23 protein-coding genes and 2 pseudogenes are annotated in these 22,989 nt (G+C 67.6%); 12 read left to right on the top strand and 13 right to left on the bottom strand.

The annotated features are described in order from the left end of the window. Together ACH34T_RS41215 and ACH34T_RS41220 are read left to right on the top strand one after the other, a co-directional pair. Positions 1 to 296 (top strand): hypothetical protein (locus ACH34T_RS41215; RefSeq protein WP_396026453.1); only part of this gene is annotated, 296 nt, incomplete at its 5' end. A gap of 122 nt (positions 297 to 418) precedes the next feature. Beyond that, entirely contained in the window at positions 419 to 562 is a 144-nt protein-coding gene (locus ACH34T_RS41220) for a transposase (protein ID WP_396026454.1), read from the top strand. A 276-nt stretch (positions 563 to 838) separates the two neighbouring features. Here the strand turns inward: ACH34T_RS41220 and ACH34T_RS41225 are convergent. Further along, positions 839 to 946: pseudogene (locus ACH34T_RS41225) on the bottom strand (transposase); the annotation flags it as partial. A gap of 233 nt (positions 947 to 1,179) precedes the next feature. On the opposite strand from ACH34T_RS41225, the gene ACH34T_RS41230 reads away from it, so the two are divergent. After that, the gene (locus tag ACH34T_RS41230) at positions 1,180 to 3,627 is read left to right on the top strand and encodes an N-6 DNA methylase (protein WP_396026455.1); all 2,448 of its coding nucleotides are present in this window, start codon (positions 1,180 to 1,182) and stop codon (positions 3,625 to 3,627) included. Between the two features lie 89 nt (positions 3,628 to 3,716). Further along, positions 3,717 to 3,884 carry a hypothetical protein gene (locus tag ACH34T_RS41235; RefSeq protein ID WP_396026456.1) on the top strand — a complete coding sequence of 56 codons (168 nt, stop codon included), beginning with the start codon at positions 3,717 to 3,719 and terminating at the stop codon, positions 3,882 to 3,884. A 478-nt stretch (positions 3,885 to 4,362) separates the two neighbouring features. Here ACH34T_RS41235 and ACH34T_RS41240 read toward each other — a convergent pair whose 3' ends face one another. Further along, the gene (locus tag ACH34T_RS41240) at positions 4,363 to 5,085 is read right to left on the bottom strand and encodes an SDR family NAD(P)-dependent oxidoreductase (protein WP_396026457.1); all 723 of its coding nucleotides are present in this window, start codon (positions 5,083 to 5,085) and stop codon (positions 4,363 to 4,365) included. 46 nt (positions 5,086 to 5,131) lie between these two features. Between ACH34T_RS41240 and ACH34T_RS41245 the strand changes: the two genes are divergently transcribed. Continuing rightward, positions 5,132 to 5,731, top strand: a complete 600-nt coding sequence (locus ACH34T_RS41245; RefSeq protein ID WP_396026458.1) for a MarR family winged helix-turn-helix transcriptional regulator — start codon at positions 5,132 to 5,134, stop codon at positions 5,729 to 5,731. A 118-nt stretch (positions 5,732 to 5,849) separates the two neighbouring features. On the opposite strand, the gene ACH34T_RS41250 is transcribed toward ACH34T_RS41245, so the two are convergent. The 3 genes from ACH34T_RS41250 to ACH34T_RS41260 form a co-directional block, all read right to left on the bottom strand. Then, positions 5,850 to 7,277, bottom strand: coding sequence for an MFS transporter (locus ACH34T_RS41250; RefSeq protein WP_396026459.1), 1,428 nt, complete (start codon positions 7,275 to 7,277; stop codon positions 5,850 to 5,852). Positions 7,278 to 7,339: 62 nt separating this feature from the next. After that, positions 7,340 to 10,015, bottom strand: a complete 2,676-nt coding sequence (locus ACH34T_RS41255) for a hypothetical protein (protein ID WP_396026460.1) — start codon at positions 10,013 to 10,015, stop codon at positions 7,340 to 7,342. Positions 10,016 to 10,055: 40 nt separating this feature from the next. Further along, on the bottom strand, positions 10,056 to 10,427 hold the full coding sequence (locus tag ACH34T_RS41260; protein ID WP_396026461.1) for a hypothetical protein: 372 nt from the start codon (positions 10,425 to 10,427) through the stop codon (positions 10,056 to 10,058). Positions 10,428 to 10,819: 392 nt separating this feature from the next. Between ACH34T_RS41260 and ACH34T_RS41265 the strand changes: the two genes are divergently transcribed. The 5 genes from ACH34T_RS41265 (at position 10,820) to ACH34T_RS41285 (ending at position 15,410) form a co-directional block, all read left to right on the top strand. Continuing rightward, positions 10,820 to 11,485, top strand: coding sequence for a hypothetical protein (locus tag ACH34T_RS41265; protein ID WP_396026462.1), 666 nt, complete (start codon positions 10,820 to 10,822; stop codon positions 11,483 to 11,485). Beyond that, positions 11,485 to 12,132, top strand: coding sequence for a TRM11 family SAM-dependent methyltransferase (locus ACH34T_RS41270; protein ID WP_396026463.1), 648 nt, complete (start codon positions 11,485 to 11,487; stop codon positions 12,130 to 12,132). Before ACH34T_RS41265 ends, ACH34T_RS41270 begins: the two co-directional genes overlap by 1 nt. A gap of 688 nt (positions 12,133 to 12,820) precedes the next feature. Further along, complete coding sequence (locus tag ACH34T_RS41275) at positions 12,821 to 13,075, top strand: DNA-binding protein (RefSeq protein ID WP_396026464.1); 255 nt, start codon at positions 12,821 to 12,823, stop codon at positions 13,073 to 13,075. Next, positions 13,076 to 14,629, top strand: coding sequence for a tyrosine-type recombinase/integrase (locus ACH34T_RS41280; RefSeq protein WP_396026465.1), 1,554 nt, complete (start codon positions 13,076 to 13,078; stop codon positions 14,627 to 14,629). 397 nt (positions 14,630 to 15,026) lie between these two features. Further along, complete coding sequence (locus ACH34T_RS41285; protein ID WP_396026466.1) at positions 15,027 to 15,410, top strand: RidA family protein; 384 nt, start codon at positions 15,027 to 15,029, stop codon at positions 15,408 to 15,410. Positions 15,411 to 15,677: 267 nt separating this feature from the next. Here ACH34T_RS41285 and ACH34T_RS41290 read toward each other — a convergent pair whose 3' ends face one another. The 5 genes from ACH34T_RS41290 to ACH34T_RS41310 form a co-directional block, all read right to left on the bottom strand. Further along, positions 15,678 to 16,283, bottom strand: a complete 606-nt coding sequence (locus ACH34T_RS41290; protein WP_396026467.1) for a hypothetical protein — start codon at positions 16,281 to 16,283, stop codon at positions 15,678 to 15,680. A 392-nt stretch (positions 16,284 to 16,675) separates the two neighbouring features. Beyond that, positions 16,676 to 17,116 carry a VOC family protein gene (locus tag ACH34T_RS41295; RefSeq protein WP_396026468.1) on the bottom strand — a complete coding sequence of 147 codons (441 nt, stop codon included), beginning with the start codon at positions 17,114 to 17,116 and terminating at the stop codon, positions 16,676 to 16,678. Beyond that, positions 17,113 to 17,253, bottom strand: coding sequence for a hypothetical protein (locus ACH34T_RS41300; RefSeq protein WP_396026469.1), 141 nt, complete (start codon positions 17,251 to 17,253; stop codon positions 17,113 to 17,115). The genes ACH34T_RS41295 and ACH34T_RS41300 overlap by 4 nt, the downstream gene beginning before the upstream one ends. Positions 17,254 to 17,310: 57 nt before the next feature. Continuing rightward, a complete protein-coding gene (locus ACH34T_RS41305; RefSeq protein WP_396026470.1) occupies positions 17,311 to 17,652 on the bottom strand; it encodes an SRPBCC domain-containing protein in 342 nt (113 codons plus the stop codon). Continuing rightward, the gene (locus ACH34T_RS41310; RefSeq protein ID WP_396026515.1) at positions 17,615 to 17,947 is read right to left on the bottom strand and encodes an ArsR/SmtB family transcription factor; all 333 of its coding nucleotides are present in this window, start codon (positions 17,945 to 17,947) and stop codon (positions 17,615 to 17,617) included. Before ACH34T_RS41310 ends, ACH34T_RS41305 begins: the two co-directional genes overlap by 38 nt. A 90-nt stretch (positions 17,948 to 18,037) precedes the next feature. On the opposite strand from ACH34T_RS41310, the gene ACH34T_RS41315 reads away from it, so the two are divergent. Continuing rightward, positions 18,038 to 18,649 carry a dihydrofolate reductase family protein gene (locus ACH34T_RS41315; RefSeq protein ID WP_396026471.1) on the top strand — a complete coding sequence of 204 codons (612 nt, stop codon included), beginning with the start codon at positions 18,038 to 18,040 and terminating at the stop codon, positions 18,647 to 18,649. Positions 18,650 to 19,539: 890 nt separating this feature from the next. On the opposite strand, the gene ACH34T_RS41320 is transcribed toward ACH34T_RS41315, so the two are convergent. Both ACH34T_RS41320 and ACH34T_RS41325 read right to left on the bottom strand, forming a co-directional pair. After that, complete coding sequence (locus ACH34T_RS41320; RefSeq protein ID WP_396026472.1) at positions 19,540 to 20,634, bottom strand: patatin-like phospholipase family protein; 1,095 nt, start codon at positions 20,632 to 20,634, stop codon at positions 19,540 to 19,542. Then, a complete protein-coding gene (locus ACH34T_RS41325) occupies positions 20,631 to 21,233 on the bottom strand; it encodes a Mov34/MPN/PAD-1 family protein (RefSeq protein ID WP_396026473.1) in 603 nt (200 codons plus the stop codon). The genes ACH34T_RS41320 and ACH34T_RS41325 overlap by 4 nt, the downstream gene beginning before the upstream one ends. Before the next feature lie 224 nt (positions 21,234 to 21,457). Here ACH34T_RS41325 and ACH34T_RS41330 point away from each other — a divergent pair, with 224 nt between their 5' ends. After that, the gene (locus ACH34T_RS41330) at positions 21,458 to 21,610 is read left to right on the top strand and encodes a hypothetical protein (RefSeq protein WP_396026474.1); all 153 of its coding nucleotides are present in this window, start codon (positions 21,458 to 21,460) and stop codon (positions 21,608 to 21,610) included. Between the two features lie 14 nt (positions 21,611 to 21,624). On the opposite strand, the pseudogene ACH34T_RS41335 reads toward ACH34T_RS41330, so the two are convergent. Then, positions 21,625 to 22,739 (bottom strand): annotated as a pseudogene (locus ACH34T_RS41335) (IS256 family transposase). Positions 22,740 to 22,989: the final 250 nt, after the last annotated feature.

Here is a 22,989-nt window from a genome sequence, read left to right on the forward strand (position 1 = left end):
GTACCGATGCCGTTCAGTTGGGTGGGTCTCGTCCGGAGGAGCCACGTTCGATGATCTTGCTCGGTGTCGACCCGCACAAGTCCACGCGCACCGCGACGGCGGTCCAGGCGGCCACCAACCAGCCGATCGACTCGATCCGGATTGATGCCGCGCTGGGCGACTACCGCAGGCTGCCGCGCTGGGCGACTACCGCAGGCTGCTGGGTTGGGCGCGGCGGTGGCCGCAGCGGCGTTGTGCGGTTGAGAACGCCGGTGACCTGGGCAGGCACCTGGCTCAGGGCTGCTGGCCCGCGGTGAGCCCGTCCTGGACGTTTCGTCCACCGCGACCGCGCGGGTGAGGCAGCTGTCACGCGGCGGCGGCCGCAAGAAACGACAAGATCGCGCCGCGGCCACGGCCACCATCGCCGCCGCGCACGGCGATGCCGGGCCGGTGGAGGCCGAGGAGCACACCCCTGGAGATCGCCAGCGCCGACCAGACCCGCCATCGGCTGTCTCGTTCCGGCGACCGCCAGTTCAACTCCGTGCTGCACACCATCGCCGTCATGCAGATCCGCATGCACTGAGCTGCACCGGGTTGGGTGAAGCGGCTTGAATCCAGCGCGGCCAAGGCGGGGAGGGGAGCATCGCGGTGTTGCTCCTGGGAGGACCGTTCTGATTTGGGCGTACAGCAGGAAGCTCGCAACTCTGCGGTTCGGGCTGGTGTACGAGTCGTGCATGGCGATTACCAAGAGTGTCGGTGGGATCTACCGGCAGTGCGGCTGCGTGGATCCGCAGAGAGGGAAGGCGTGGGGCGGCCGCTGCCCGAGACCGGCCGCTGGCCGACGGCATGGGAGTTGGTCCCTGCGGTGAAAGCGATGCGATCGGCGCGTGTTGCCGCTGATGCGGCCGGAATCGCGCGGCACCGGGGCCAGGTCGGCGAACGCGGCCAGGTGGTCGGCCGTGCCGAACGTGCCGCGGCCGAACGAGGGCCGGAAGACAACCCTCTTCAAGCTAAGGGGCCGTGGACAGCCTGTCCCTGTCAAGCTACTGACCAGCGCTGCAAGGCCGCGACAGCGTCACGACACGTCCGACACTCGACCACCTGCGCACTGCGAGTGCGCAGTTGTTCGAGGAACCCCGCGCTCCTAGGCTCACTGTCCATAGTGACCATTGCCTCACGGCGCAAGGGGGGCCATCGCTCATGTCGTATCCGCCGACGAGTGAGGATCCGCTACTCGGCCGCACGGAGATCGCCGCGCTGGTCGGCGTCAGCCGACCGACCATAACGTCCTGGGAGAAGCGGGATGCCGGTTTCCCCTCTCCCCGGCGCTCGAACGGCCAGGACTACTTCCTCTGGTCGGAGGTCATGAGCTGGTTGGATCAACGGCCCGTGCCGCCCGAACGGCTCGCGGTCGGCGAACCCGTCGGGACCACTTACGGCGATCGGGCAAGGCGTAGAGAAGAAACCGGGAGGCTCTCAGCCCCAGAGACGGAACGCCGGTCCGGGGCCCGGTCGCCATACCGCCTTCCGTTCGGCGCGGTCGACGAACCTCGCCCCGAGAACCGCCGGATCGTGACCGGGTTGCTGGACGCGGCCGTGGACCGCGTTCGGGGAGCAGCCAGCGTGCTCGATTACCTGAGCCTGCTGCTATGTCTCCACTACCTCCGCGGTGCCGCCGCCGATCGGTTCGAGAGGTTGGCCGCCAGGGCGCGCGCTGTCACCACCCTCGACGAGGCCGCCCAACTGCTGCGGGACATCGGTCGCGAAGCCGACGAGGACATGCGTGGCCTCGGCGTCCATTCGAGCATGCAGGAAGCGCTGGGGCACCTCGAACCCAGGACCGCTCGCGATCTACGCAAGGTCGTGGATGCGATGAGTCGCCTCGACGAGGACGTGTTCGGACTGATCCTCGATGAGTACGAGCAACGAGCCGCACTGGGCAGCGGCGAGTTCTTTACTCCCCGCGCGGTCGTTCGAGTGATGACACGGCTGGCCTGCTCGGAGTTCGGCCCCGGGCTACCGGAATCCATCTACGACCCGTACGCCCGCGACGGCGGATTCCTCATCGAGGCGGTCGCCGCCTGCGCTTTCGGCGAAGACGGCCTGCCACGCGCGAAGACCGTGCGGACTTACGGTGAGACCCGGCGCGCCGACACCTGGCGGCTCGCGACCATGAACCTCCTCCTCCACGGCGCCGCGCCGGCCATTGACCTCAAACGCGCAGCCCCGTGGAACGCCGACACGGCGCGCTTCCCCCATGAGCCGTTCGACATCGTGCTCACCAACCCGCCGTTCAACATGAGCGACCCCGGGCGCGGGGAACGCCGCGATGGCCACTGGGCGTACGGGGCTCCGCCCCTCGACAACGACAACTTCGCCTGGGTGCAGCATTGCCTGTCCAAGCTGAGCAGAAGAGGCCGGGCCGGAATCATCATGCCCAACAAGGCGGGGAATTCAGGCCACAAGTCAGAGCGCGCCATCCGCGGGAAGCTGGTGGAGTCCGGAGTCGTCGATTGTGTCATCGCCCTCCCGGCTCGGTTGTTCACCGGAACCGCAGTACCGGTTTCTGTGTGGCTGCTCCGTCATCCCGGCTCGCCGTGCGACAGCACGCTGTTCCTCGACGCACGCCAGATGGGAGCGCAGAACGGCTCGCGCCGAACCCTGGACGCCCTGGACGCGGAGATGCTCCTCGACGCCTACCGCACCCACAGGAAACCGGAGCAGGCCGCAGCCGACCTCGAAGCGTCGACGGCGGACCAGCGGGTGCCCAGCGCTCTGGTCTCCCGGGAAGCGCTGAGGCGAAGCGACTACTCCCTCAACCCTCTTGACCATGTCGAGCGCCGCAGGGGCGAAGACGAGAACTCCGAGCACGGCCTCAAGTCTGCCTGGAAACAGCAAGACAAAGCCGAGTGGCACCTCCATGACGTCCAGCACGCCGTTGCCCGGCTGTCGTTCGTCGGGGATCGTCAACCGCCGCCCCGAAGAAGTCGACCAACCGTTATGGGCACCCTCAAATCACTGTGCGACATCCAGGCAGGCCCCTCCTATTCCACGTTGGGCAAGGCTCAGCGCAATGAGGGCGGGCCGGTCCCGGTCGTCTTCCCACGGCATCTGAGGGACCGGCGCATCAGCGACGAGAAAGATGAGCGCGTCTCACAGGAAACGGCTCGCCGACTGACGGGTTTCGAACTGCGGGCGAAGGACATCGTGTGCGTCCGCTCCGGCGCGATCATTCCGCCGGCTCGCGCGCGGGGGCATCAGGCCGGTTGGCTGATGAGCCCAAATATCATCCGGCTCCGCGTGCTCCCGGAGCACGAGGACCGAGTGCTGCCAGAGTACTTGTTCCACTACCTGTGCCTGGACGAGTCCGTCGCCTGGATGCGTGACCGAGCCGCGGCCACCGCGGCCCCCTCACTGCGGACCGAATCCCTCGGGACCCTGCGAGTTCCTCTGCCGGACCTGAGCGAGCAGTTGGAGATCGCGGCCGCACTGGACGGCCTGGACGAGTTGGACTGCGCGCACAGAACCGTAGCCGCCTCTTTGCGGCACACCCGCGCCGCCTTGGCCGGCGCGCTGCTGGGCGCGTCCGCCGAACATGACTCTGCAACTTGGGCCCACCACCGACCTGAGAAGGAAGCGTCGCTGTGAACACCCCATACCAACCGTCCGCATCGACGACTCCGCTCCCGTCGAGGCCGGAGCCTCCGAACAGCGCCTGGATCCCATGGCTGCTCGTCATGGTGCTGTTCTCCACTCTCATCGCGGCGTGCGTCGGTTTCCTCAAGGCACTCGACGGCAGTCGGGCCACCGATGCCGTCCTCTCAGCCGGCGCGGCATTCGGAGGCGCGGCGCTGCTCTGCCTGGCCGTGGTCCCGGTCGTCCAGCAACTGCGGCGACACCGCTGAGCGGTGATCCAGCAGTTCTGCGCGTAAGTCGACGAGGTCGGCGAAGCGGGAGGGCGTTGACAAGTGCCGCGCCGAGAGTTGGATCGAGGTGTCTGCAGCATCCGGCCGCCGGGCGAGGTCGTGGTCATTGTGCGTCCAGTCAGCGTGTTCATCGAAAGGTCAACGACCGTGGGCGCATTCCAGGCGGCGTTGTGGAGCGGTATGAGGCAACTCACTAACTGGCCTGCTGTTCTATGTCGCGCCGGTTGCGCTTAGCCACCCGCAACGGTTGGTTCTGCTCGACGACCAGTGACTACTGGCTTATGGCTCAGCCGGTCTTCGCCCATCGATAGTCTCGCTCGAAATCCACCGGCCCATCATCGCACCGGGTTTCCACTCGCTCCACTGACTAAAAGGGCATCTCCAACGACGGCGGTAGCGCGCGGCTGTCCGGAATTTCAGGGACTGTCGCCACGTCTTCTGCGCGGGTTTTCGCTGTTCATCGGCCGAGGTAGGCGCCACCGTTGACGTGGACGACCTGGCCGGTGACGTGTCCTGCTCCCGGGGAGGCGAGGAAGGCGACCGTCTCGGCCACGTCCCGGGGTTCGCCGGCGCGGCCGGTCGCGGTCTGGGCGATGAGCTCTGCGCGGCGGTCGGTGGGCAGGCCGTCGCCGAAGAACTCGGTCTCCTCGGTCAGGCCGGGCGAGACCACGTTGGCGGTGATGCCGCGCGGGCCGAGTTCGAAGGCGATTTCGGCGTTCCATGCCTGTACAGCCGCCTTGGCGGCGCCGTACCCGCCTGCGCCGTGGGCGGCGGCGATCGAGCCGAGCGTGATGACCCGTCCGCCGTCGGTCAGCCGCGGCGCCAGCGCGGTGGTGAGGAGGACGGCGCTGAGCAGGTTGCTGTCCAGGTTGGCCAGCCAGGCCGCGCGTACCTCCGTCAGATCGCCGGGGGCGGGACGGGAGAGGTCGGTGTTGCCGCCGGCGTTGTTGACCAGGACGTCCACTCGTCGGGGCAGGGCGGGCAGGGCGTTGTGGACGGCGTCTGGATCGGTGGCGTCGAATGCCACGGCTCGGCCGTGCGGTCCTAGGTCGGCGGCGGCCGAATCCAGGACGTCCTTGCGGCGGCCGGTGACGATGACCTGCATTCCGTGGGCGGCGAGCGTCTGCGCGATCGCCTTGCCGATGCCGGTGCCGCCTCCGGTGACCACTGCGGTACGCATGGACAACTCCCTTGTTTAGGTCTAAACATGCGCTAGCGTAAGCGGCATGACCGGACATCGCAAACCCGAGGATCGGCAGCGGCCCGACGCCGTGGACCAAATCGCACTGGCCTGGAGCCGGGAACGCCCGGGAACACCCGTGGAGTCGATCGGGGTGATCACTCGGGTGTGGCGGGCCGCCAAGCTGCTGGGTGATGAGCGAAGGCGGACCCTGAGCCGCCTGGGCATCGACGGGGCGACCCTCGACCTACTGTCGACCCTGCGCCGCCACGGAGCGCCATATGAGATGACGCCCGCCGAACTCAAGCGGGCGACACTGGTGACCGCGGGCGCGATCAGCCAGCGGGTGGTCCGGGCGGAGGCGGCCGGGCTCGTTCAGGCCGAGCGAACCACGGGCGGTCGCACGCTCACGGTACGGCTCACCGACCAGGGGAACCGGCAGATCGAGGACTGCGTCACACGGCTCCTCGTCCATGAGGACTCCCTGATCTCACACCTGTCGCCCCAGGAACGCGAGGCTCTGACCGAGCTGCTGCGCAAGTTCCTGGACGGGCTGATCGAACGGCTGGGCGCAGATACCAACCCCGGTCAAGTGGGCGAGCCTTCCTCCTCAATGGCGACTGACCCTGCAGCAAGGGCCCACTGATGCTCACCGTGGAGGTGAGGGAACCACCGTGGCGCTCCAAGGCAGGCCAGCACCGGCCCCATTCGTATCGTCGCGAGATCGAAGGCCTGCGCGACAAGCGTGCCGAGCCGCACGGGGTTCATGGGTCCGTCCGCTTGGAGGCGGGCAGGACCAGCGCGGCCAGGATCGCCACCACGATCAGCGCTGCCGCCACCAGGTGGGCGGTCGCCATCCCGGCTGTGTAGGCGGTGGACGCGGTTTCCTGCAGGGCATGGCCGGAGTCGCCACCCGTCTCGGCGGAGGCCCTGATTGCGGCGGTCAGGTCGTTCGCTGCCGGACCGCTCGTCGCACCCGTCATGTCCGCCCGAAAATGCAAGGCGGTCATGCTACCGAGGACCGCTGTCCCGAACGCGCCTCCGAGATAGCGGCCGGTGTCCGCGATGGCGGACACGGCCCCGGCCTTTTCCTGCGGCTGCGTGTTGATCATTGCCACCGGTACAAGCGGCAGGATCGTGCCCATACCAAGCCCCACCAGCAGCAATGCCGCCAGTACGATGCCGAAACCAGAGTCCGGTGTCGCCGCCGACATCACCACCAGGCCTGCTGCGACGAGCACCAGACCTGACACCACCACTGCCCGCAGGCCCCAGTGGTCGGCCAGCTTGCCGGCGGCCAGGAACGCGACGACCGTCGTGGCCACGACTGGCAGGACCCCCACCCCCGCCTCGAGAGGCCGGTAATCGAGGACGAGTTGCAGGTACTGCGTCAGCACGAAGAGGCTTCCCAGTAGCGCGAAGTAGCACCAGAACAGCACGGTGACACCGGCAGCCAGGACCCGGTTCAGACCTTGCAAGTCGAGCATCGGCTCGCGGGCGCGCCGCTGCCAGGCGACGAAGGCCACAAGGATCGTTGTGCCTGTAGCCGCGAGTCCCAGGACCCGCAGAGACAGCCAGTCGTTCCCGGGTAGGCCCACGATCGCCCACACCAGCGCGCTCGTCCCGACGGTCGCCAGTGTGGCGCCGCGCCAGTCGAACGGGCGCGTGTCCTCCTCCCGTGCCCGCGTCTCCGGAACGAGTTTCCAGGCCAGCAGCGTGGGCGGGATGAGGAGGGCGACGTTGAGGAGGAACACGCTCGGCCAGGAGAACAGGTCCAGCAGTACACCCCCGAGCAGCGGGCCGAGCGGTGCTCCGAGGAGGCCGGCCGCTCCCAGTACTCCAGAGGCGAGCGCTCTGCTCGAGACATCAAAGACCGCGCTGATGGTCGATAGGCCGGTGGGGATCACGAATGCCGCACCGGCACCCATGACCCAGCGCCCGACGATCAGTGTGAGTACGGAGCCGGCCAGCGCAGCACAGGCCGATCCGGCGATGAGGAGCGCCAGGCCGATATACAGGGAGGTCTTGCGGCCGATGCGGTCGGCGGTCGCACCGCCAAGGGCGAGCAGCCCCGCCAGCGCCAGTGTGTAGGCGTTCACGACCCAGGACAGCGCGGCGGTGTCGGCCCCCGGCATGCTCCCGATTACGGGAAGGGCGACGTTGACCAGGGTCGCGTCCAGCGTCGTGATCATCGCCAGCCAGCAGAACACCGCAAGCGTCCACCAGCGGGCCTGGGAGGGGCCAGACGTTCCCATCATCCGTCCCACACTTGGAAAGCGATCACCAGCCGCGGGTTCGGCGCCGCCATCATTTCCTGGACGTACACAAGGGCGACCCGGCCCTGGTCAGTCTTCACACAAAGCCTGTCGCCTTGGCCCAAGTCGGCATGCTTGAACCGGCTCACGCGAGCGGCTCTGTTCCGCAGATGGACACGGCATTCCGCGGCCCCGGCCGGCTGGTCACGAGCGACCTTGACGAAGTCCGGCGCTCCTGAGGCGCTGCTGATGTCCTGGAACTTCAGGATGATATCGGCCGGGCCGCCTTTGCGGCGGTAGCCGATGAGGACCCCGGTCCCACCGTGACCCGGCTCGCCCGTGTCCAGATCGATCTTGTCGAGATGGTTCTTGAAGACACTGGTCGACGGGCGCAGCACGCACCCGCTGCGGTTCTGGACGAGTGGTGACGCAACCGGGCGGCGCTCGTCGCACCTGGCGCCGCGGGCGCCGTGCAGCAGCCCGGCCACCGCGCCTGTCGTAGCGATCACCGCGACGGTCATGCTGAGCAGCACGCTCGCCGTTCTCGTCCGACCTGTTCGGCGTAGGGTCGCGGCCCGTCCGGACGGTTCCATGCCAGCCGCGAGCCGGGATTCATGGCGCTCGTGCCGGAACTGGTACACGCCCCCGACACGCCGTAGCACCGGCCTGCCGTTGTCGTCGCGGAAGGCGCCGTCCAGGAACTTCATCAGATGCAGGGGCAGCCGGCGGAAGCATGCGAGCCAAGTCCGGGTGACCAGGAAGTGCGCCCACGCCGCCTGCGTCGTCCGGTAGACGGCGATGGCGATGCCGATCGTGAAGGCCGCGGCGAAGGGCGGGGGCAGATCGGACGGACGGACGAGGAGCTCAACGGCCAGCGCGGCGGGGAGCCCCGCCAGCAGGCCGCTGACGAGCATGTTCACCAGCACCGCGCGGCGGTCCTGCACCAGAACGCCGGACGGCAGCACGGCCCTGGTGGTGTCGGTCTGGGTATGCAGCCCCGGGATCACACCGATCCCGCTCGCGAACGGGGCGACAACGAGGCCTACCAGCGCGACTGGCCAGGCCGCGGAGAACCCGAAGAGGGCCATGACCGCGAGAGCGAATGCTGACGCGCCGATGATCCCCACCCGCAGTCCGCCCGTAAGCCTATGTAGCAGGGGGCCCGACTTGCGCTTGCGGCGCCACGCCATCACCACCGGTTCGGGTGGGTTCTTAGCGGCCTGCCAGGCAGCGGCGCCGATCGCGGCGGCGGCGACGAGCCCGAGCCCCAGCGCGACGCCACCGAAGTCCTGGGCGGCCCACAGTCCCGCGTCGATCCCGGCTGCCGGTCCGAGTTCGAGACCGACCTCGATGGCGCGGCCCAGCCCGACGCCGGCCATGACCCCCAGGCCGGTCAGCAGTCCGCCGACGGTGGCGAACGCGCCTCCTGTCACGGGCAGCGGGGTGATCCTGGTCAGCTGCCACCAAGCGATCTTGGTGGTCGCCAGGTGCCGCATGGCGAAGGCGAGAAAGCCCAGATAGCGTCGCGCTCGGTCGGCGTCCTCGTCGAACGCGGCGGGGATGAGCTGGTCCAGCAGGCGCTCCTCGACGGCCGCGCGGTCGCCGAGGCCGATCAACTCGTCGGGGTCGTGGGCGCGGTCGGCGTAGATGCTGGCCGCCAGCCAGACCATGAGCGGTGTCGACAGCGCCTCGGCCAGGGGACCCTCGGGGTGCTCCCTCATATGCGCGAACACGCGATCCCACTTGTCCGCCCAGCGCGGCGGCGTCATGTCGCGTAGGTGGCGCTCGATCTCGTCGGAGCCGACGGGGAGGACCTCCAGGACGGGAGCGCCGAGCAGCACCGGGTGGTAGCGTCCGCCCTTCCCTTCCGTCCGAGTGAGCGCCTCCTCATACTCCCGCGCCCGGCAGGTGACGATCACCGGGCGGTCGGCCTCGTTGAGTTGCGACACCGTTCTGGCGGTGGACCCGCCCCAGCTCTCCAAGCCGTCGAGGACGGGCAGCACCCTCCCGGTGCGCACCAAGTCCCGGGCGAGGGCGTGGTCCCCCACGTAGAGCCCGTACTTGTCGACCAGCTGGCCGGCCATCCAGTCGTCCAGCCGCTCCTCACGCAGCTCCCCGTCACCAAGCGACAGCAGGATCGCCACGGGCAGGCGTTTAGCCTCGTCTCGCTCCCCCTCCGGCCGTTTCGCCAGCCATTCGCGCCGTTCCAGTAACGCGATCGCGAGATTCCTGGCGAGCTCCGTCTTGCCCGCACCGCCCTCCCCGAGGATGGCCAGCCGCTGGTGCGGCAGGCGCTCGAACGCATCGATCAGGGGGGCCAGATCGTCGGAGACGAACTCCGAGTTCCAACGCTCGTGGTCCTCCTCAGGAATGACCCCGGGGACGGAATTCTCCACATTTCTGCGACGGGTCCTGGAGAGCCGCAGCGGCAGCGGCTTGATCCGCTTTTGCTGCTCGTCCCTGAGTTGCTCCTTGACCGCACCGGACAGTTCGTCCGCGATCTCGTCGAGTTCCCTGGCGGTAAGGCGGCCCCGGCGACGCCGACGTCGGCCGGGTCCGCGGCCGATCGTCACGTTGAGGAAGGTGATGTTCCTGTTCTTGATGGACAGCCACCCGCTGCTTGCGATGCCGCCGTCGCCGGAGGCCGAAGCGTCTCCGGTGTCACTGGTGTTCATGGTGCGACCTGCCCTGCGGTCATCCCTCCGGCAGCTACGGTCAGCCTTCCTTGACTCCGGTGTTGGCATCACCATCGTCCCCAGCTTCGGCTTCGCCGGTGTCCTCCACTTCGGCCCTGCGGACCGCTGCTGCGGAGCCCATCACGCCGGTGTTGGCGGTCCCACCCGTACCGACGCGCGCCGACCCAGTCCGGGCCACCCGGATCGGCTCGTCGGACCGGGACCGCACCCGGGATCCTGGAAGCGCTGCCCAAATTGTCACCCCCAGGGAGCCGACCGCGACGACGGCGGACACCATGGGGGCGACCTGGGCGGCGTCGTCCCACTGCAGCACCGCGAACAATCCGGTCAGTGCGGTCACCGCCGCACCCGTCAACGCGAGAACCGTATGGCGCATCTTCATCGCGATCACCGTCCAGCAAACATGTCACACCTGGTGGCCTGAATGATCAATTTTGATACCCATTCCTACCATCGACCGAGACGCCCCACCCCTGAATCAAACAGTTGATTTGGTTGGCTTGACGGCCAACTCGATGTTGCACTAACGGACACGAAACGGGAAGATGATCACCTCCGCAACGGAACATCCGCGAGCGCGCTGCACAATTTGCATTTTTGGGCAACCCTAATGAGAGACACGCCAAGGGCGAACTATGCGGAACGACACCAGCCCGCCGTCCTGCGCCGGAACCGTAAGCGCGTGCGGGGCCGACCGCCGGATACCGGTCGGCCCACATCGCCCAGCAGAACCATCCCCGCGCGTGCATGGGGATCGGGTGGCCGTCTCGGGTCACCCAGCAGATGAACCACACACCGTCCAACCCTGACCACTCACCCACCAGTCCCAACACCGCCGGTGCTGCCCGGCGCCGGATGGTGCCGCTGACCGTCTGGCTGCGCTCGGACACCACCGACCCGGCACCGCCCACCACCACAAGCCGCCACGGCGCACCCGCACGCGGGCACGACCCTGACCAGGCCGTCGGTGCGTCCAAGCAGCTCTGCCGGGCGCACTGGTGGTTGCCGCGCCGCCGTCGTATGAGCCCGGCGGGTCGGGAGCGCGGCTGTCCGGCCTGCCGCGCGTGCCGGGCCGACCTGTGGATGCTGGGTGCCGAACAACTCGCGTTGTTCCTGGCCGCGGCGTGGAAGGTGCTGCGCCCCGGTGGTGTCCTGGCGATCATCACCACCGCCCGGCATCAGGCCGGACGCCTCGTCGACCCCGCCCCGCGCATCATCCGCCAGGCCCAGGCCCAGGGGCTGGGGTTCCGGTACGTCCAGCACGTCATCGCGCTGCGCGTCCCCATCGACGGCGACGCCCTTGTCATCCAGGCCGGACCTGCCGACCTGGCAGAACTCCGCGACACCCGCTCCCGCGCGCTGCCGCCGCCCGTCAGCGTCCACGCCGATGTATGCCTGTTCACCAAACCGCAACCAGAGCGCCGGGACCGGCAGGACGGGGACGCCTGATGAACCAGAACGCCCCCACCACACCGATGCGCTCCTCGGTGCTGGCGTCGGTGCTGCCCACCGGGCAACGGCCGTCCCGGCTCCAGCGCCAGGGACGTTACACGCCTGAGTCGATGTGCCACCCCGGCAAGATGCTGCCCGCCATCGCCGCCACCGTCATCGACACCTTCACTCGCCCCGGCGATCTGGTCGTCGACCCGACGTGCGGAATCGGCACCACCCTGGTCGAAGCCATCCACCGCGGCCGCGACGCCGCTGGGGTGGAGTACGAACCCGACTTCGTCCACCTCACCCTGGGCAACCTGCGGCACTCCTACGCCCACGGTGCGACCGGCCGGGCGCAGGTGGCGTGCGGCGACGCCCGCAACATCGCCACCATCTACCGCGCCCTGCACGGCCAAGCCGCGCTGGTGCTCACCTCACCGCCCTACGGCTCCCGCACCCACGGGCACATCCGCACCGGCCGCGACAACGGCGGCGGCAAGATCATCAAACACCACAACCGTTACTCCATCGACCGTGGCAACCTCGCCCACCAGCCGCTCCCGGGCCTGCTGGACGGCTTCGGTCAGATCCTGACCGGCAGCGCCGCCCTGCTCCGGCCAGGGGGCGTGATCGCGGTGACCGTCCGCCCCATTCGCGTGTAAGGGGCGCTGATCGACCTGCCCGGTCAGGTCATCGATACCACGAACAACAACGGTCTCACCCTCGTCGGGCGGTGCGCCGCACTGCTCGCGGGGCTGCGTGACGGTGGCCTGGTCAATCGGGCGTCCTTCTTCCCGATGCGGGAAACCCGCCGGGCCCGCGAGCGTGGCATCCCCGCCTGCGCCACCGCCCACGAAGACCTCCTGCTCCTCAAACCCGCCACCGACCCGGCGGAGGCGAGCCGATGACCGCGAACCGACACGGCAAGCGCGCAGGACGCGACCGGGTGCTGGAGGTACTGGCCATCCTCCAGCTCGGCTTGTATGGACGGTGCGGACGCGCCCGTTTCCAAATCCGCCGCACCGCACGCTGCGCTGCTCGCATCGCCGTACCCGGTATCCGGCTGCGCGCCTACTGCTGCAGCGGAGCCTGGCACCTGACCAGTGTGAACAGTCACCAGCACATCGGCCCGCCCGTCACACTTCCGCCGCGGTCCACGCGCGGCAGGGCGAGCCTTGACCAGCGCGCACGAGACGAGCGTGGATGTCTGCGGTCCCGGAACCGACGACCGCGCTGATCGGCATGGAACGGCGGGGACGTCCGGGCGCCGGGACGGTCCTGACCCGCTGGAGAAAGCCCATGCCAATTGGCTCGCGCCATTCTCTCGTGCGTTTCGCCGGGGAGTGCGCGGTGAAGGCCGGGCTGACTGCGGCGGAAATCCGTTCGCTGCCCGCCACCATCGATCTGGTCACCGCAGGACGCGTGTTCGGTGTCGGGCGCACCAAGGCCTACCAACTCGCCCGCACTGGACAGTTCCCGTGCCGGGTGCTGCGGGTCGGCCGCAACTACCGGGTGCCCACCGCCGAACTGCTGACCGTCCTTGGCCTGGCTTCCACGGTTCCAGACCAGATGGGCGGGCTGCCCGAACACAAGGAGACCAACTGAATGGCCGCCCAAGGAAGCACCTTCAAGACCTGCGGATGCCGCGACGAAGACGGCAAGAGACTCGGGAAACGCTGCCCCAGGCTGCGCCGCGCCAACGGCCGGTGGAACAGCGGCCACGGCACCTGGAACTACCAGCTCGAACTTCCGCCCACAGCCGCGGGAGCCCGCCGCCGCCCGCTTCGACGCAGCGGGTTCTGCACCCAGGACACCGCCGAGGCCGAGCTGACCAAGGCCAAGGAACTACTGACCATCGCCGGTGACGACGAGACCGCGCGGGTGCAGATCGCCGACCTGATCACCACGACCGTCCGGGCGACCAAGGCGCTCCCCGAGCCGGAGACGGTGCGGCGCAAAGTCCGCACCGGCCACGACCTTTCCCACTCGATCACAGTCGGGGAGTACCTGGACACCTGGCTGGCCGGACGCCGCAACCTGCGCGAAGGGACCCGCCGCAGCTACGCCCAGCACATCCGCCTGTACTTCAAACCCCACCTCGGCCACATCCCGCTCGACCGGCTCCGCGTCCAGGACGTCGACCGCGTCTTCGACGCCATCGACGAACACAACGCGCAGGTCGTCCGCGCCCGACAGACCGGCGACCTGAGACTGTGCGCCAAGGTCAAGGGCCGCCGGGTCGTCAGCCCGGCCACCAAGCAGCGGATCCGCGCCACCCTGCGCGCGGCGCTGAACAAGGCGATCAAGGAACGGATCATCGAGGTCAACGTCGCCTCCCTGATCGAACTCGCGTCCGGGAAGGCGCCCAAGGCGCTGGTGTGGACCGACGAACGCATCACCCAGTGGGAACGCGACTTCGCCGCCCACATCCAGCAGATGAACGCCCGCCGCACCCGCCAGGCCCGCCTCGAACCCCACAAGCGGATCGGAGAGCACATCAACCGGCTCGACGCCTACGCCGGTGCCCCACGGCCCTCCAAGGTCATGGTGTGGACCCCGGCCCTGACCAAACGATTCCTCGACCGGGCCAGGCAACACCGGCTGTACGCCCTGTACCACCTGATCGCCTTCCGCGGCCTGCGACGCGGCGAGGCGTGCGGGCTGCGCTGGGCCGACGTGGACCTGACCGGCGGGACCGCAACGATCCGCTGGCAGATCACCCAGATCGGCCGCGAAACCTTCCACGGCAAACCCAAGACCGACGCCGGAGAAGCCAGCATCGACCTTGACTCCACCACCATCAAGGAACTACGCGCCCACAAAGCACGACAGAACACCGAACGCCTCGCCTCCGACACCTGGACCGAGACCGGGTTCGTCTTCACCACCCCGGCCGGTGAACCGGTGGAGCCCAACCAGGTGACCGAGCAGTTCCTGCAACTGTCCATGGAAGCCGGACTGCCACCGATCCGGCTGCACGACCTGCGGCACGGCGCCGCCACGTTCCTGCTGGCCGCCGGATACGACATGAAGGTCGTCCAGGAGACACTGCGGCTGTCGTCACTGGCGATCGCCTCCGACATCTACACCAGCGTCCTACCGCAACTCGCACGCCAGTCCGCCGAGGACGCCGCCGCCATCGTCCTCAAAGCAAAATGATCCACCGGACGCGTCACGAGATCGCGTAGCGAACCGGTCCGACACGGTAAGTCAGCCGCCGAACACGCCACGCAGCGCGGAAACGCAAGTGGCCCGGTGGATCCTGTCCTCCGGAGGCCGTCGGCGGCCTTCGGCGTCAATCCGGACCGGTTTCCGCAGCAGCTGCTGCGGTTGACGGGCCCGCCGGGCGCCGGAAGGTCTCTCTCCCCGCGCTCGCAGAAGATCCTTCACCACCCCTGGGGTCGTCGTGGCGGCCGCCGCGAGTTCACGGCGGCGATTCGCCTTCATGCCTTCCTGCTGTCGGTCCTGCGGTTCTGTCCGTGCGTCGCGGTCTGGTACCGGAGTCCACCAGGATGGGGTGGTCGTGATCGACCGACTGGTCCAGCGGAGGAGCGTCATGAAGATCACCCGATACAACCCCCGCGCCGTGTTTGCGCCCGCCGGCGGCTACAGCATGGGGCTGGAGGTGGCCGGGTACGACCGGCTGCTCTTCATCAGCGGTCAGGTGCCGACGGGCCTCGACGGGATCGTGCCCGCCGGGTTCGAGGCACAGTGCGAGCAGGCGTGGCAGAACGTTCTGGAGGTGTTGACGTCCGCTGGCCTGGGCGTCGGTCACCTGGTCAAGGTCACCACGTTTCTGACTGACAAGCGCCAGGCGGCGGCCAACCGTGCGATCCGCACCCGCTTCCTCGGTGACGCTCGTCCGGCGTCCACCGTGATGATCGCCGAGACCCTCGACTCGGAGTGGCTGCTGGAGATCGAGGCTGTCGCTGCTAAGTGATCCACGGAAGGTGGGCAGGGGCTCGACTAGGTCCGGCCCGGCGGATCATCCGACAGGGCAAGCGATCACGCAGGGCCTCGGGCATCGCGAGGACTGGGACCGCACCTGTCACGTAGTTGGACTCTCGCCCAGCACAACTCACTCCCGGACACATGCACCCGTGGGTCGGAAACAACATCCGCTCATGCCGAGAAGCGGACCTTGGGCGTCGAGTCATGTCCACCAGGGCCCTCGGCGTCGCCATCGCGGACGGCGAGGGCACGGTGCTCATGTGGGGTTGGAAACTGAAGAAAGCCGAAATACTCTCTCGGTAGAATGAGGAGTGTGCTCGTCGTACTCGAAGCTGACGTGCGCCAGGATGTACTCGATCCGACTCGAAATCTTGGTGACGTAGGTGATGGTCTGGCTGACTTCGGGTTCTACGAAGATGAAGTTGAGATTCCGCGGAATGACAGCTGCATCGTCAATGACCGTCATCGGAAACTCGAGTCGAGGCTCATTTCCCTGCCAAAAGGCGAGAGGGTGGTCCCTTTCGATGCCCAGAACTCGCAGTACGATTGCATTGAATCGCCAGTCGACAAGTCCCCGATTTTGGATCGTCAGAATGAACTCTGCTAGGTAATGCTCAGATACCTGGCCATGGACCCGGCAGTCGATGGCAAGCTCTATGTGGGGATTGTCCTCTCGATGCCTGCGTCGAAGCTCGTCCTCACGCTGCTGCACCTGCTTACGGATCTCGTCGTCTCGCTGCTGTCGCTTCTCAAACTGTTCCTCGTCTCGCCGCCTGAACAGCCACGAAAAGTACAACGTAACCGCAGTGACCACGACGGTTGCGGCGATCGCCGAGAGTGCGATCCAGTCTGCAGGAGTCATCTTCGCGTCCAGTCTGGCCAGAGGGAGCAGATGAGTATGCCGTAGAAGTCGAAGGCGCCATCCGCGCCGTCCGGGGCGGCCCGCGGGATCCACTTCGGACAGTCTGCGCCATCGCCGGGCCGACTGACAACTGCCAGACCACTCACCAGAAGGAATACCGCAGTACCTGCTCATCGGGAGAACTCTAAGAAACGTTTGCCCTGCGCGCGGCCTGGTCTCGCCAGGTCTTGTACCGCAGGCACACTGCGACGAATGATCCAGAACCTGTTCTCGGATTTCCTTGGAACCTACTCTTCTGCCGCGAACTGGGTGCTGATAGCGATCTTGATGCCTTGTGCTTATGCCGATGAGTAGGTGCGAAATCTGACGACGGCTATGCCGCGTCCCCGGGGTTAACGCCAGGGCATGTGCTGTAGGCACCAGGTATTGCCGTCGGGGTCGGCGAAGTACGCGTAGAACACTCCGCCGAGGTCCTCGACCTCGCTGATCTCGACGCCGCGTTCGACGAGTTCAGCGCGGGACGCCTGGATGTCGGCGACCACCAGGTGCAGACCGCGCAGTGTTCCCGGAGGCATGTCGAGGGTGGGGAGACCTTCGGCGAGGGTGATCGAGCATGCCGAACCGGGTGGGGTGAGTTGGACAATGCGGATACCGGGCTTGGGGTTGACGTCGACGTCGAGGCGGAATCCGAGCTGGTCCTGGTAGAAGGCTTTGGCTCGTTCGATATCGGTGACCGGTACCGGCACTAGCTCCAGCAACAGCTTGCCGGGCGGCACGGGTGGGTTGCCGGAATCCTTGGGGATCTCGTTGGCGGGGGTGGGCGTGTCGGTCATGGATGGTGCCTTTCGTGGATGAGGGTGGCGAGTAGGGCGGCAAGACGGTCGTATCCTTCGCCGGCGCCGAGTTCCATCGGGCTGCGCACGACCGCGTCGCGGATCTCGGACGAGGAATATCGCGCGGTGACGGTCATGGCGGTGTGTCCGTCTGTCTCGTCCAGAACGGTGGTGACCAGTGCCTCACCGTCGGCCTAGTCACGGTGGATCTCGGTCTGTATGAGGCGGACCGGCGGCACGACCTGGCGGAACAGCCCGTGGAGTTCCATCTCGGCGCCGGCCGGGCCGGTGGAGCCGAACCGCCAGGCACCGCCGGGGCGCGGGTCGACCTCACAGACGGTGAGCCGCCAGCCGCGGCGCCGTGCCAGCGGCGGAGCAGTTCCGGTTGGGTGAGCGCGGCGAAGACCAGCGGCGCGGGAGCGGCGAATGTGCGGGTGAGGACGAGGTCGGTGGTCCCGGACGCGACGACCCGCAGCCCGAGGCCGGGGTGTGGAGAGGTCACGTTTCGCCGTCCTGCAGGTCGCCCAGCAGGGCATCCAGTCGCTGGTAGCTCGTTTCCCAGTAGTCGCGGTAGTCGGCCAGCCAGTCCGTGGCCGTCCTGAGCGGTTCGGCCACCAGCCGGCACGGCCGGCGTTGCGCGTCGCGGCCGCGACTGACCAGGCCGGCTCGTTCAAGCACCCGCAGGTGTTTGGAGACGGCTGGCTGGCTCATCGCGAATGGCGCGGCCAGCTCGGTGACCGTGGCATCACCGGTCGCGAGCCGGGCCAGGATGGCCCGCCGGGTGGGGTCGGCCAGTGCCGCGAACGTCGCGTCCAGCGAGTCGCTTGCCACCATGTCGATAACCCTCCGGTTCGATAACCTGATGGTTTTATATGTGCTAGAGTCCGGGTTTGTCAAGATCGCGAACGCTCTGGGGGCACCATGGGAAAGGTCTTCACACAGGCGTCGGTCTCGCTGGACGGGTACATCTCCGGGCCTGGCCAGACAGGGTTCGACCGGCTGTTCGCATGGTGCACGGCCGGCACCGTCGCTACCCCCACGGCCGATCCGGACCGGCTGACCTACCTCACCTCCGAGGCGACCGCCCGGTACCTGCGTGAACTCCAAGAGCGGATCGGGGCCTGTGTCGTCGGCCGCAACCTGTTCGACCTCACCGCGGGTTGGAATGGGCGGCACCCGAGCGGCGTGCCGGTGTTCGTCGTCACCCACCGTCCACCGCCGGCCGGCTGGGAGGCCACGACGTCGTTCACGTTCGTCAGTGACGGCGTGGAGAACGCGATCGCGCGGGCCCGTGAGGTGGCAGGGCATCGCGACGTCGGTGTCGGCCCCGGCGGCACCGTGGCCGACGCGCTGAGGGCCGGCCTGCTCGACGAGCTGCGGATGGACATCGTGCCGGTGGTTCTCGGCGCCGGTACACCCATGCTGACCGGGCTTGGCGACACAGCGCCGATCGACTTCGCCCCGGCGGAGATCATCGAGGGGATCGGCGTGACTCACCTGATCTATCGCCGTGCGACGCAGAACCTCAGGTAACGCCAGACACCACCCAAAGACACACTCTCATGCCGCGAAGCATGCGCTGCCCTGCCGCCCGGAGGCGTAGCTCGCACCGGACAATTTCGTCGAGCTGCGCCACCTCGCGCCAGACCCGCCGTTCATTCCCGTCCTGCAGGCTGGACCAGCGATGGGTGTGTTGACCGGACCAGAGAGCTCGTGGCCGCTTGCTTTGGGGCTCGTCTGCTCGTGGCCGAGCCAGTTTTTGATCACCATCCGGCGGTAGGCGGCCAGACAACGAACTGATATGGGCGCTCGACCAGTTAGAGGAACTACCCACGGGCGAAGAAGGCACCAGCGCGTGGGGGAAGACCGTAGTAGCCGCTTGGCTCCTCATGCAGCAACCCCTTGCTTCTCAAGGAACCGAGCGTGCGCTGCGCCCTGCCCGCCGACGGCTGAGCAAGGCGGGATTACCGGCCAGCGACGTTCGTCTGATCCGCGTCCGGCGACCCGAACACCGCCCGGCCTCAGCAGGAAGCGGGCAGAGTGGCCGGGCTTACTCGGTTCGCTGGTGGGTGGAGGGTCAGTGGCGCCGTTACCACTGCGGCCCCGCAGGTGAACGCATCGAACGCCGCCGGATCAGCCCCTACCTCGCCGGCCCGGACGACAAGCCCGTCCGTGGCACCGAACGGGTAAAGGTCTGGGACCGCTGAAACCCGTGAGCACGTGCGCGTAGGGAGGCACTACCGAGGTCGCGGTAAAGCATCGACCAATCTGAGTGGTGAAGCCTCACCTGGATGATTGCTCCGCTCAGAGAGTACGAGAGTGCTGATGGGCTTGCGCGAAGTTAGTTCTGTTCTCTGTAAGTGCAAGGCCGCGCTGGTTCCCCGGTGTCAGGGCCATTCTTATCTCCGGGTTGCACGGTCGGGTCAGGCCAGGACGCGGAGCTCGGGGCAGTAGTGCGCGAGGAGAACTCGGGTGAGCTGCTCGCCTCGGATCGTCAGGTGGTGGAAGTCCTCGGCCGGGACGGCTCGGAAGTTGGTCGGGTAATTGACGACCTTTTCGCGCGATACGTAGTCGGCGACTGGGACGGGCAGGTTGCGGTCTTGCATTGCAAGGTAGGCGTGCAGAAAACCGCGGATCGTGCCGTGCTGGGCGGCCAGGTTCAGTTGTGCGCGGGCGGCGTCTTGGGTTTTGTTGTAGGTGATGTCGAAGCTACGGGCTAGCCGGGGCAGTAGGTATGGGGCGCCGTGCTTGGACTTGCGGCCTCGTCCGGCGTCGATGGCGAAGACGTAGTCCAGGTCATACACGTGGTCGGTATGGGCACGTGAGCGGCCGGGTTGCAGGGCGCTCAGGCCCAGATTGTCGTAGACACCGCCGTCGGTCATCGCGACCGTGTGGGAAGCGGCGTGTCCGTAACGATCCTGGAACGCATAAGTCCTTACAAGAGATGGCAGGAGGATTGGAAATGCCGCGGACGCGGCCACGGCGTCGGCGACCGGGATCGGCCCGGTGATGCGCCCGATGGCCGAGCAGGCGCTGACTTGGCTGCCGAACCGGACGGCGTTCGTAGTGATCAGATCGGTCGCGGTAATGACCGTGGCCAGGTGTGGATGGGTGACGTCGGTAATGTCCCGGGAGCCGAAGGGGCGCGCCTTGAGGGCGGCGACCAATGCCTCTGTCCGGGCATGCGTGCGGAGCCTCCGTCCGGGAAACCCGGGAACCGCTCGGATCTTGCCGGCAATGCCGTTGATCACCCGCCGGGGTGCAAGTGCGCGTTCGGCGATTTCTCTTTGAAGACCCTGCTGGACCAGAGCGGTGACCTCGTTGTCGAACTCGTCGAAGTCGGCGGGGCCGTAGGCCCACATTGCGGCGAGGAGGCTGCCGCCGCTGATTCCGGAGACGACCCTGACTCGAGCAAGCAGACCGCAGTCGTGCAGGGCGCGCATGGCGCCCAAGCCGAAGGCAGTCGCGCGGAAGCCGCCGCCGGACAGGGCGAGCCCGATCACGGGTCTGTCTTTCATCCGCGCCTCCATGGCCATCTGAGGCGGCGTCTTTGTGGTTGGTCGGCCTCGCCTTTCATGGGGTAGGTGTAGCCGCCGGTGAAGTAGCGGCCGGGAGTCCGATCGGCCTGAGCTGGTCGATGCTCGGTGTCGGCTGACCGGTGCTTCTGCACGATCCTGGCGTAGAGGTGTGGAGCGCCGGTGCCGTCTCTCCATGCGTTCCAGACAGGTTCGGGCCCGCCGAGGATCAACATCAGGGCCCGCCGGTTGCCTCCGGCCAGGGAGGTGATGGTCGCCATCCCCGCTTCATCGATGGTGCTCGGTCGTGCCCGCCCGTAGGGGTGGGTGTGCCACATTCCGGCGAAGGTCGTGAGTCCCCTGGTGCGTCGGTTGTGGTGGTCGATGATTTCCTGGGCTCCGGCGGTCCCGTGCTCGAAGTACGCCTCCGACAGGAGGCTGTCAGGTGTAGGGCCGGTGGCGACGTCGATGTGGACGACGCCGACCGCGTCGTCGAAGGCGCCTAGGAGCATTCCACCGGTCTCGATCCCGGGGCCGCGGACGCGGGCGCCGCGACGGGTCTCGATCCGCATCTGGGTGAGGGCGTCCGCGCAGATCCTCACCTCATAGCCCGATTCGATGTCCAGGCAGATTAGATCGTCATCCCAGGTGAGGAGGGGGAAATCAGCGTGGGCCCGTGCGCCGGCGGATGGCTGGTGCACCGCTGCGGCCGAGAAAAGTGGAAATGCCAGGCCAGGCATACCTGGAGATCTCCTTCAGTTTCGCCAGTTCCATCACTGGGAAACAGGGGTTGGGGACGCTACTCAAGCCGAACCCTGAGCGTCCGGTGCTCATCACTGACCTCCACCTGCTACGTGCCTACGTCATGACCTCCGACCGCCATGGTCGTACCGACTTCGTGCTGGGGCTGGGGGACGCGGTGGACTTCCGGGTGCGCAACCACGGCACTGCGGTGTTCCTCGACGTCAGGCATTGGTAGGCGCCCGCTGATCTTTAGGCTGCCTCCGGTGGGGCCTGATCGCCGGGTCGGTGATCGGGTCGTTCGACGAGTTTGCCGTTGACGAACACCGCGTCGGCGCGGACGAGGGCGACCAGGTGGGGTGCGTTGACCAGGCGCCGGCGGGTCTGGGCGGACTCGATGAGCTTGAAGGCCATGGCCAGGCCGGCGGCGCGGGAGCCGGGGCCCTTGGTGACCTTGGCGCGGTGCCGGACGGTGGCGAAGGTCGACTCGATGGGGTTGGTGGTGCGCAGGTGCCGCCAGTGCTCGGCGGGGAAGTGGTAGAAGGCCAGTAGTTCGTCCAGGTCATCGACGACCTTGGCGACGGCCTTGGGTACTTGGCGCCGTAGGCGGCCTGGAACGCCTTTCACCGTGGCCAGGGCGTGGTCGCGGTCCTCGGCGTTCCAGATCTCGGCCAGGTGTTTCCTGGCCGCGGGATGTGCCGACTTCGGCAGGGCCGCCAGCACGTTGGCGATCTTGTGAAACCAGCAGCGCTGTTGTCTGGTATGCGGGAACACCTCGCGCAGCGCACCCCAGAACCCCAGCGCGCCGTCCCCGACGGCCAGCACCGGGGCGCGCATCCCACGCCGAGCGCGGTCACGCAGCAGGTCGGCCCACGACTCGGTCGATTCGCGGTACCCGTCGGCCAGCGCGATCAGCTCTTTGCGGCCGTCGGCGCGGACCCCGATCATCACCAGCAGGCACAGCTTGTGCTCCTCCAGGCGGATGTTGACGTGGATCCCGTCGGCCCACAGGTAGACGTAGTCGGCCTCGGACAGGTCCCGGGCGGCAGGATCGCCGAGGAGAACCGTCTGCGCTGGCCGGTGACCGGGTCGGTGCGCTTGTCGTTGACCCGCGGCGCCTGCACCTCGACGGCCCCGGCGCTGGTCAGCACCTCGCGTGCCTGGTGGTAGCCGTTACGCACCACCAGGCGGCGCCCGTGCTCGTCGCGCTGGTCGACGAACTGGGCGATGTAGGCGTCGACCTCGACCTGCAACGCCTCGGCCAGCATCCGCCGGGCGCCCTCCCGGACGATCTCATCGATCAATGACGACGGACGGGCCAGGCCACCCTGATCGCGGTCGGAAGGGCCGGGGACCACGGTGAGCATCGGGGTGTGCCTTCCCGACCGGCGCTGCAACGCCGGCCTGCTTGGAGAACCTGTTAAGTGATCCGGGAAGGTACACCCCCTTCCCGGTGATCTACAGGTATCAAGCATTGCTCAACCCGATCCACAGGTATTGACTGTTCCTCTCCTCTCGCCTGATCCACGACTACGCGCCTTCGCCCACCACGCGTACGGCGAACCGTCTGCGGGATGACCTTCTCCTCTGATCAGGTGGTCCATCAGGTCCACGCGG

The organism is Actinomadura sp. 9N215, from assembly GCF_044326345.1.
Taxonomy (GTDB): domain Bacteria; phylum Actinomycetota; class Actinomycetes; order Streptosporangiales; family Streptosporangiaceae; genus Spirillospora.

Coding starts and splice junctions, on each gene's coding strand:
- ACH34T_RS41280 (WP_396026465.1), top strand. CDS start 13,076: ATGGCCGCCCAAGGAAGCACCTTCAAGACCTGCGGATGCCGCGACGAA.
- ACH34T_RS41295 (WP_396026468.1), bottom strand. CDS start 17,116: ATGACCGACACGCCCACCCCCGCCAACGAGATCCCCAAGGATTCCGGC.
- ACH34T_RS41235 (WP_396026456.1), top strand. CDS start 3,717: ATGGTGCTGTTCTCCACTCTCATCGCGGCGTGCGTCGGTTTCCTCAAG.
- ACH34T_RS41300 (WP_396026469.1), bottom strand. CDS start 17,253: ATGACCGTCACCGCGCGATATTCCTCGTCCGAGATCCGCGACGCGGTC.
- ACH34T_RS41320 (WP_396026472.1), bottom strand. CDS start 20,634: ATGAAAGACAGACCCGTGATCGGGCTCGCCCTGTCCGGCGGCGGCTTC.
- ACH34T_RS41285 (WP_396026466.1), top strand. CDS start 15,027: ATGAAGATCACCCGATACAACCCCCGCGCCGTGTTTGCGCCCGCCGGC.
- ACH34T_RS41270 (WP_396026463.1), top strand. CDS start 11,485: ATGAACCAGAACGCCCCCACCACACCGATGCGCTCCTCGGTGCTGGCG.
- ACH34T_RS41255 (WP_396026460.1), bottom strand. CDS start 10,015: ATGAACACCAGTGACACCGGAGACGCTTCGGCCTCCGGCGACGGCGGC.
- ACH34T_RS41305 (WP_396026470.1), bottom strand. CDS start 17,652: ATGCCCTGCTGGGCGACCTGCAGGACGGCGAAACGTGACCTCTCCACA.
- ACH34T_RS41315 (WP_396026471.1), top strand. CDS start 18,038: ATGGGAAAGGTCTTCACACAGGCGTCGGTCTCGCTGGACGGGTACATC.
- ACH34T_RS41230 (WP_396026455.1), top strand. CDS start 1,180: ATGTCGTATCCGCCGACGAGTGAGGATCCGCTACTCGGCCGCACGGAG.
- ACH34T_RS41290 (WP_396026467.1), bottom strand. CDS start 16,283: ATGACTCCTGCAGACTGGATCGCACTCTCGGCGATCGCCGCAACCGTC.
- ACH34T_RS41245 (WP_396026458.1), top strand. CDS start 5,132: ATGACCGGACATCGCAAACCCGAGGATCGGCAGCGGCCCGACGCCGTG.
- ACH34T_RS41220 (WP_396026454.1), top strand. CDS start 419: ATGCCGGGCCGGTGGAGGCCGAGGAGCACACCCCTGGAGATCGCCAGC.
- ACH34T_RS41250 (WP_396026459.1), bottom strand. CDS start 7,277: ATGATCACGACGCTGGACGCGACCCTGGTCAACGTCGCCCTTCCCGTA.
- ACH34T_RS41265 (WP_396026462.1), top strand. CDS start 10,820: ATGAACCACACACCGTCCAACCCTGACCACTCACCCACCAGTCCCAAC.
- ACH34T_RS41240 (WP_396026457.1), bottom strand. CDS start 5,085: ATGCGTACCGCAGTGGTCACCGGAGGCGGCACCGGCATCGGCAAGGCG.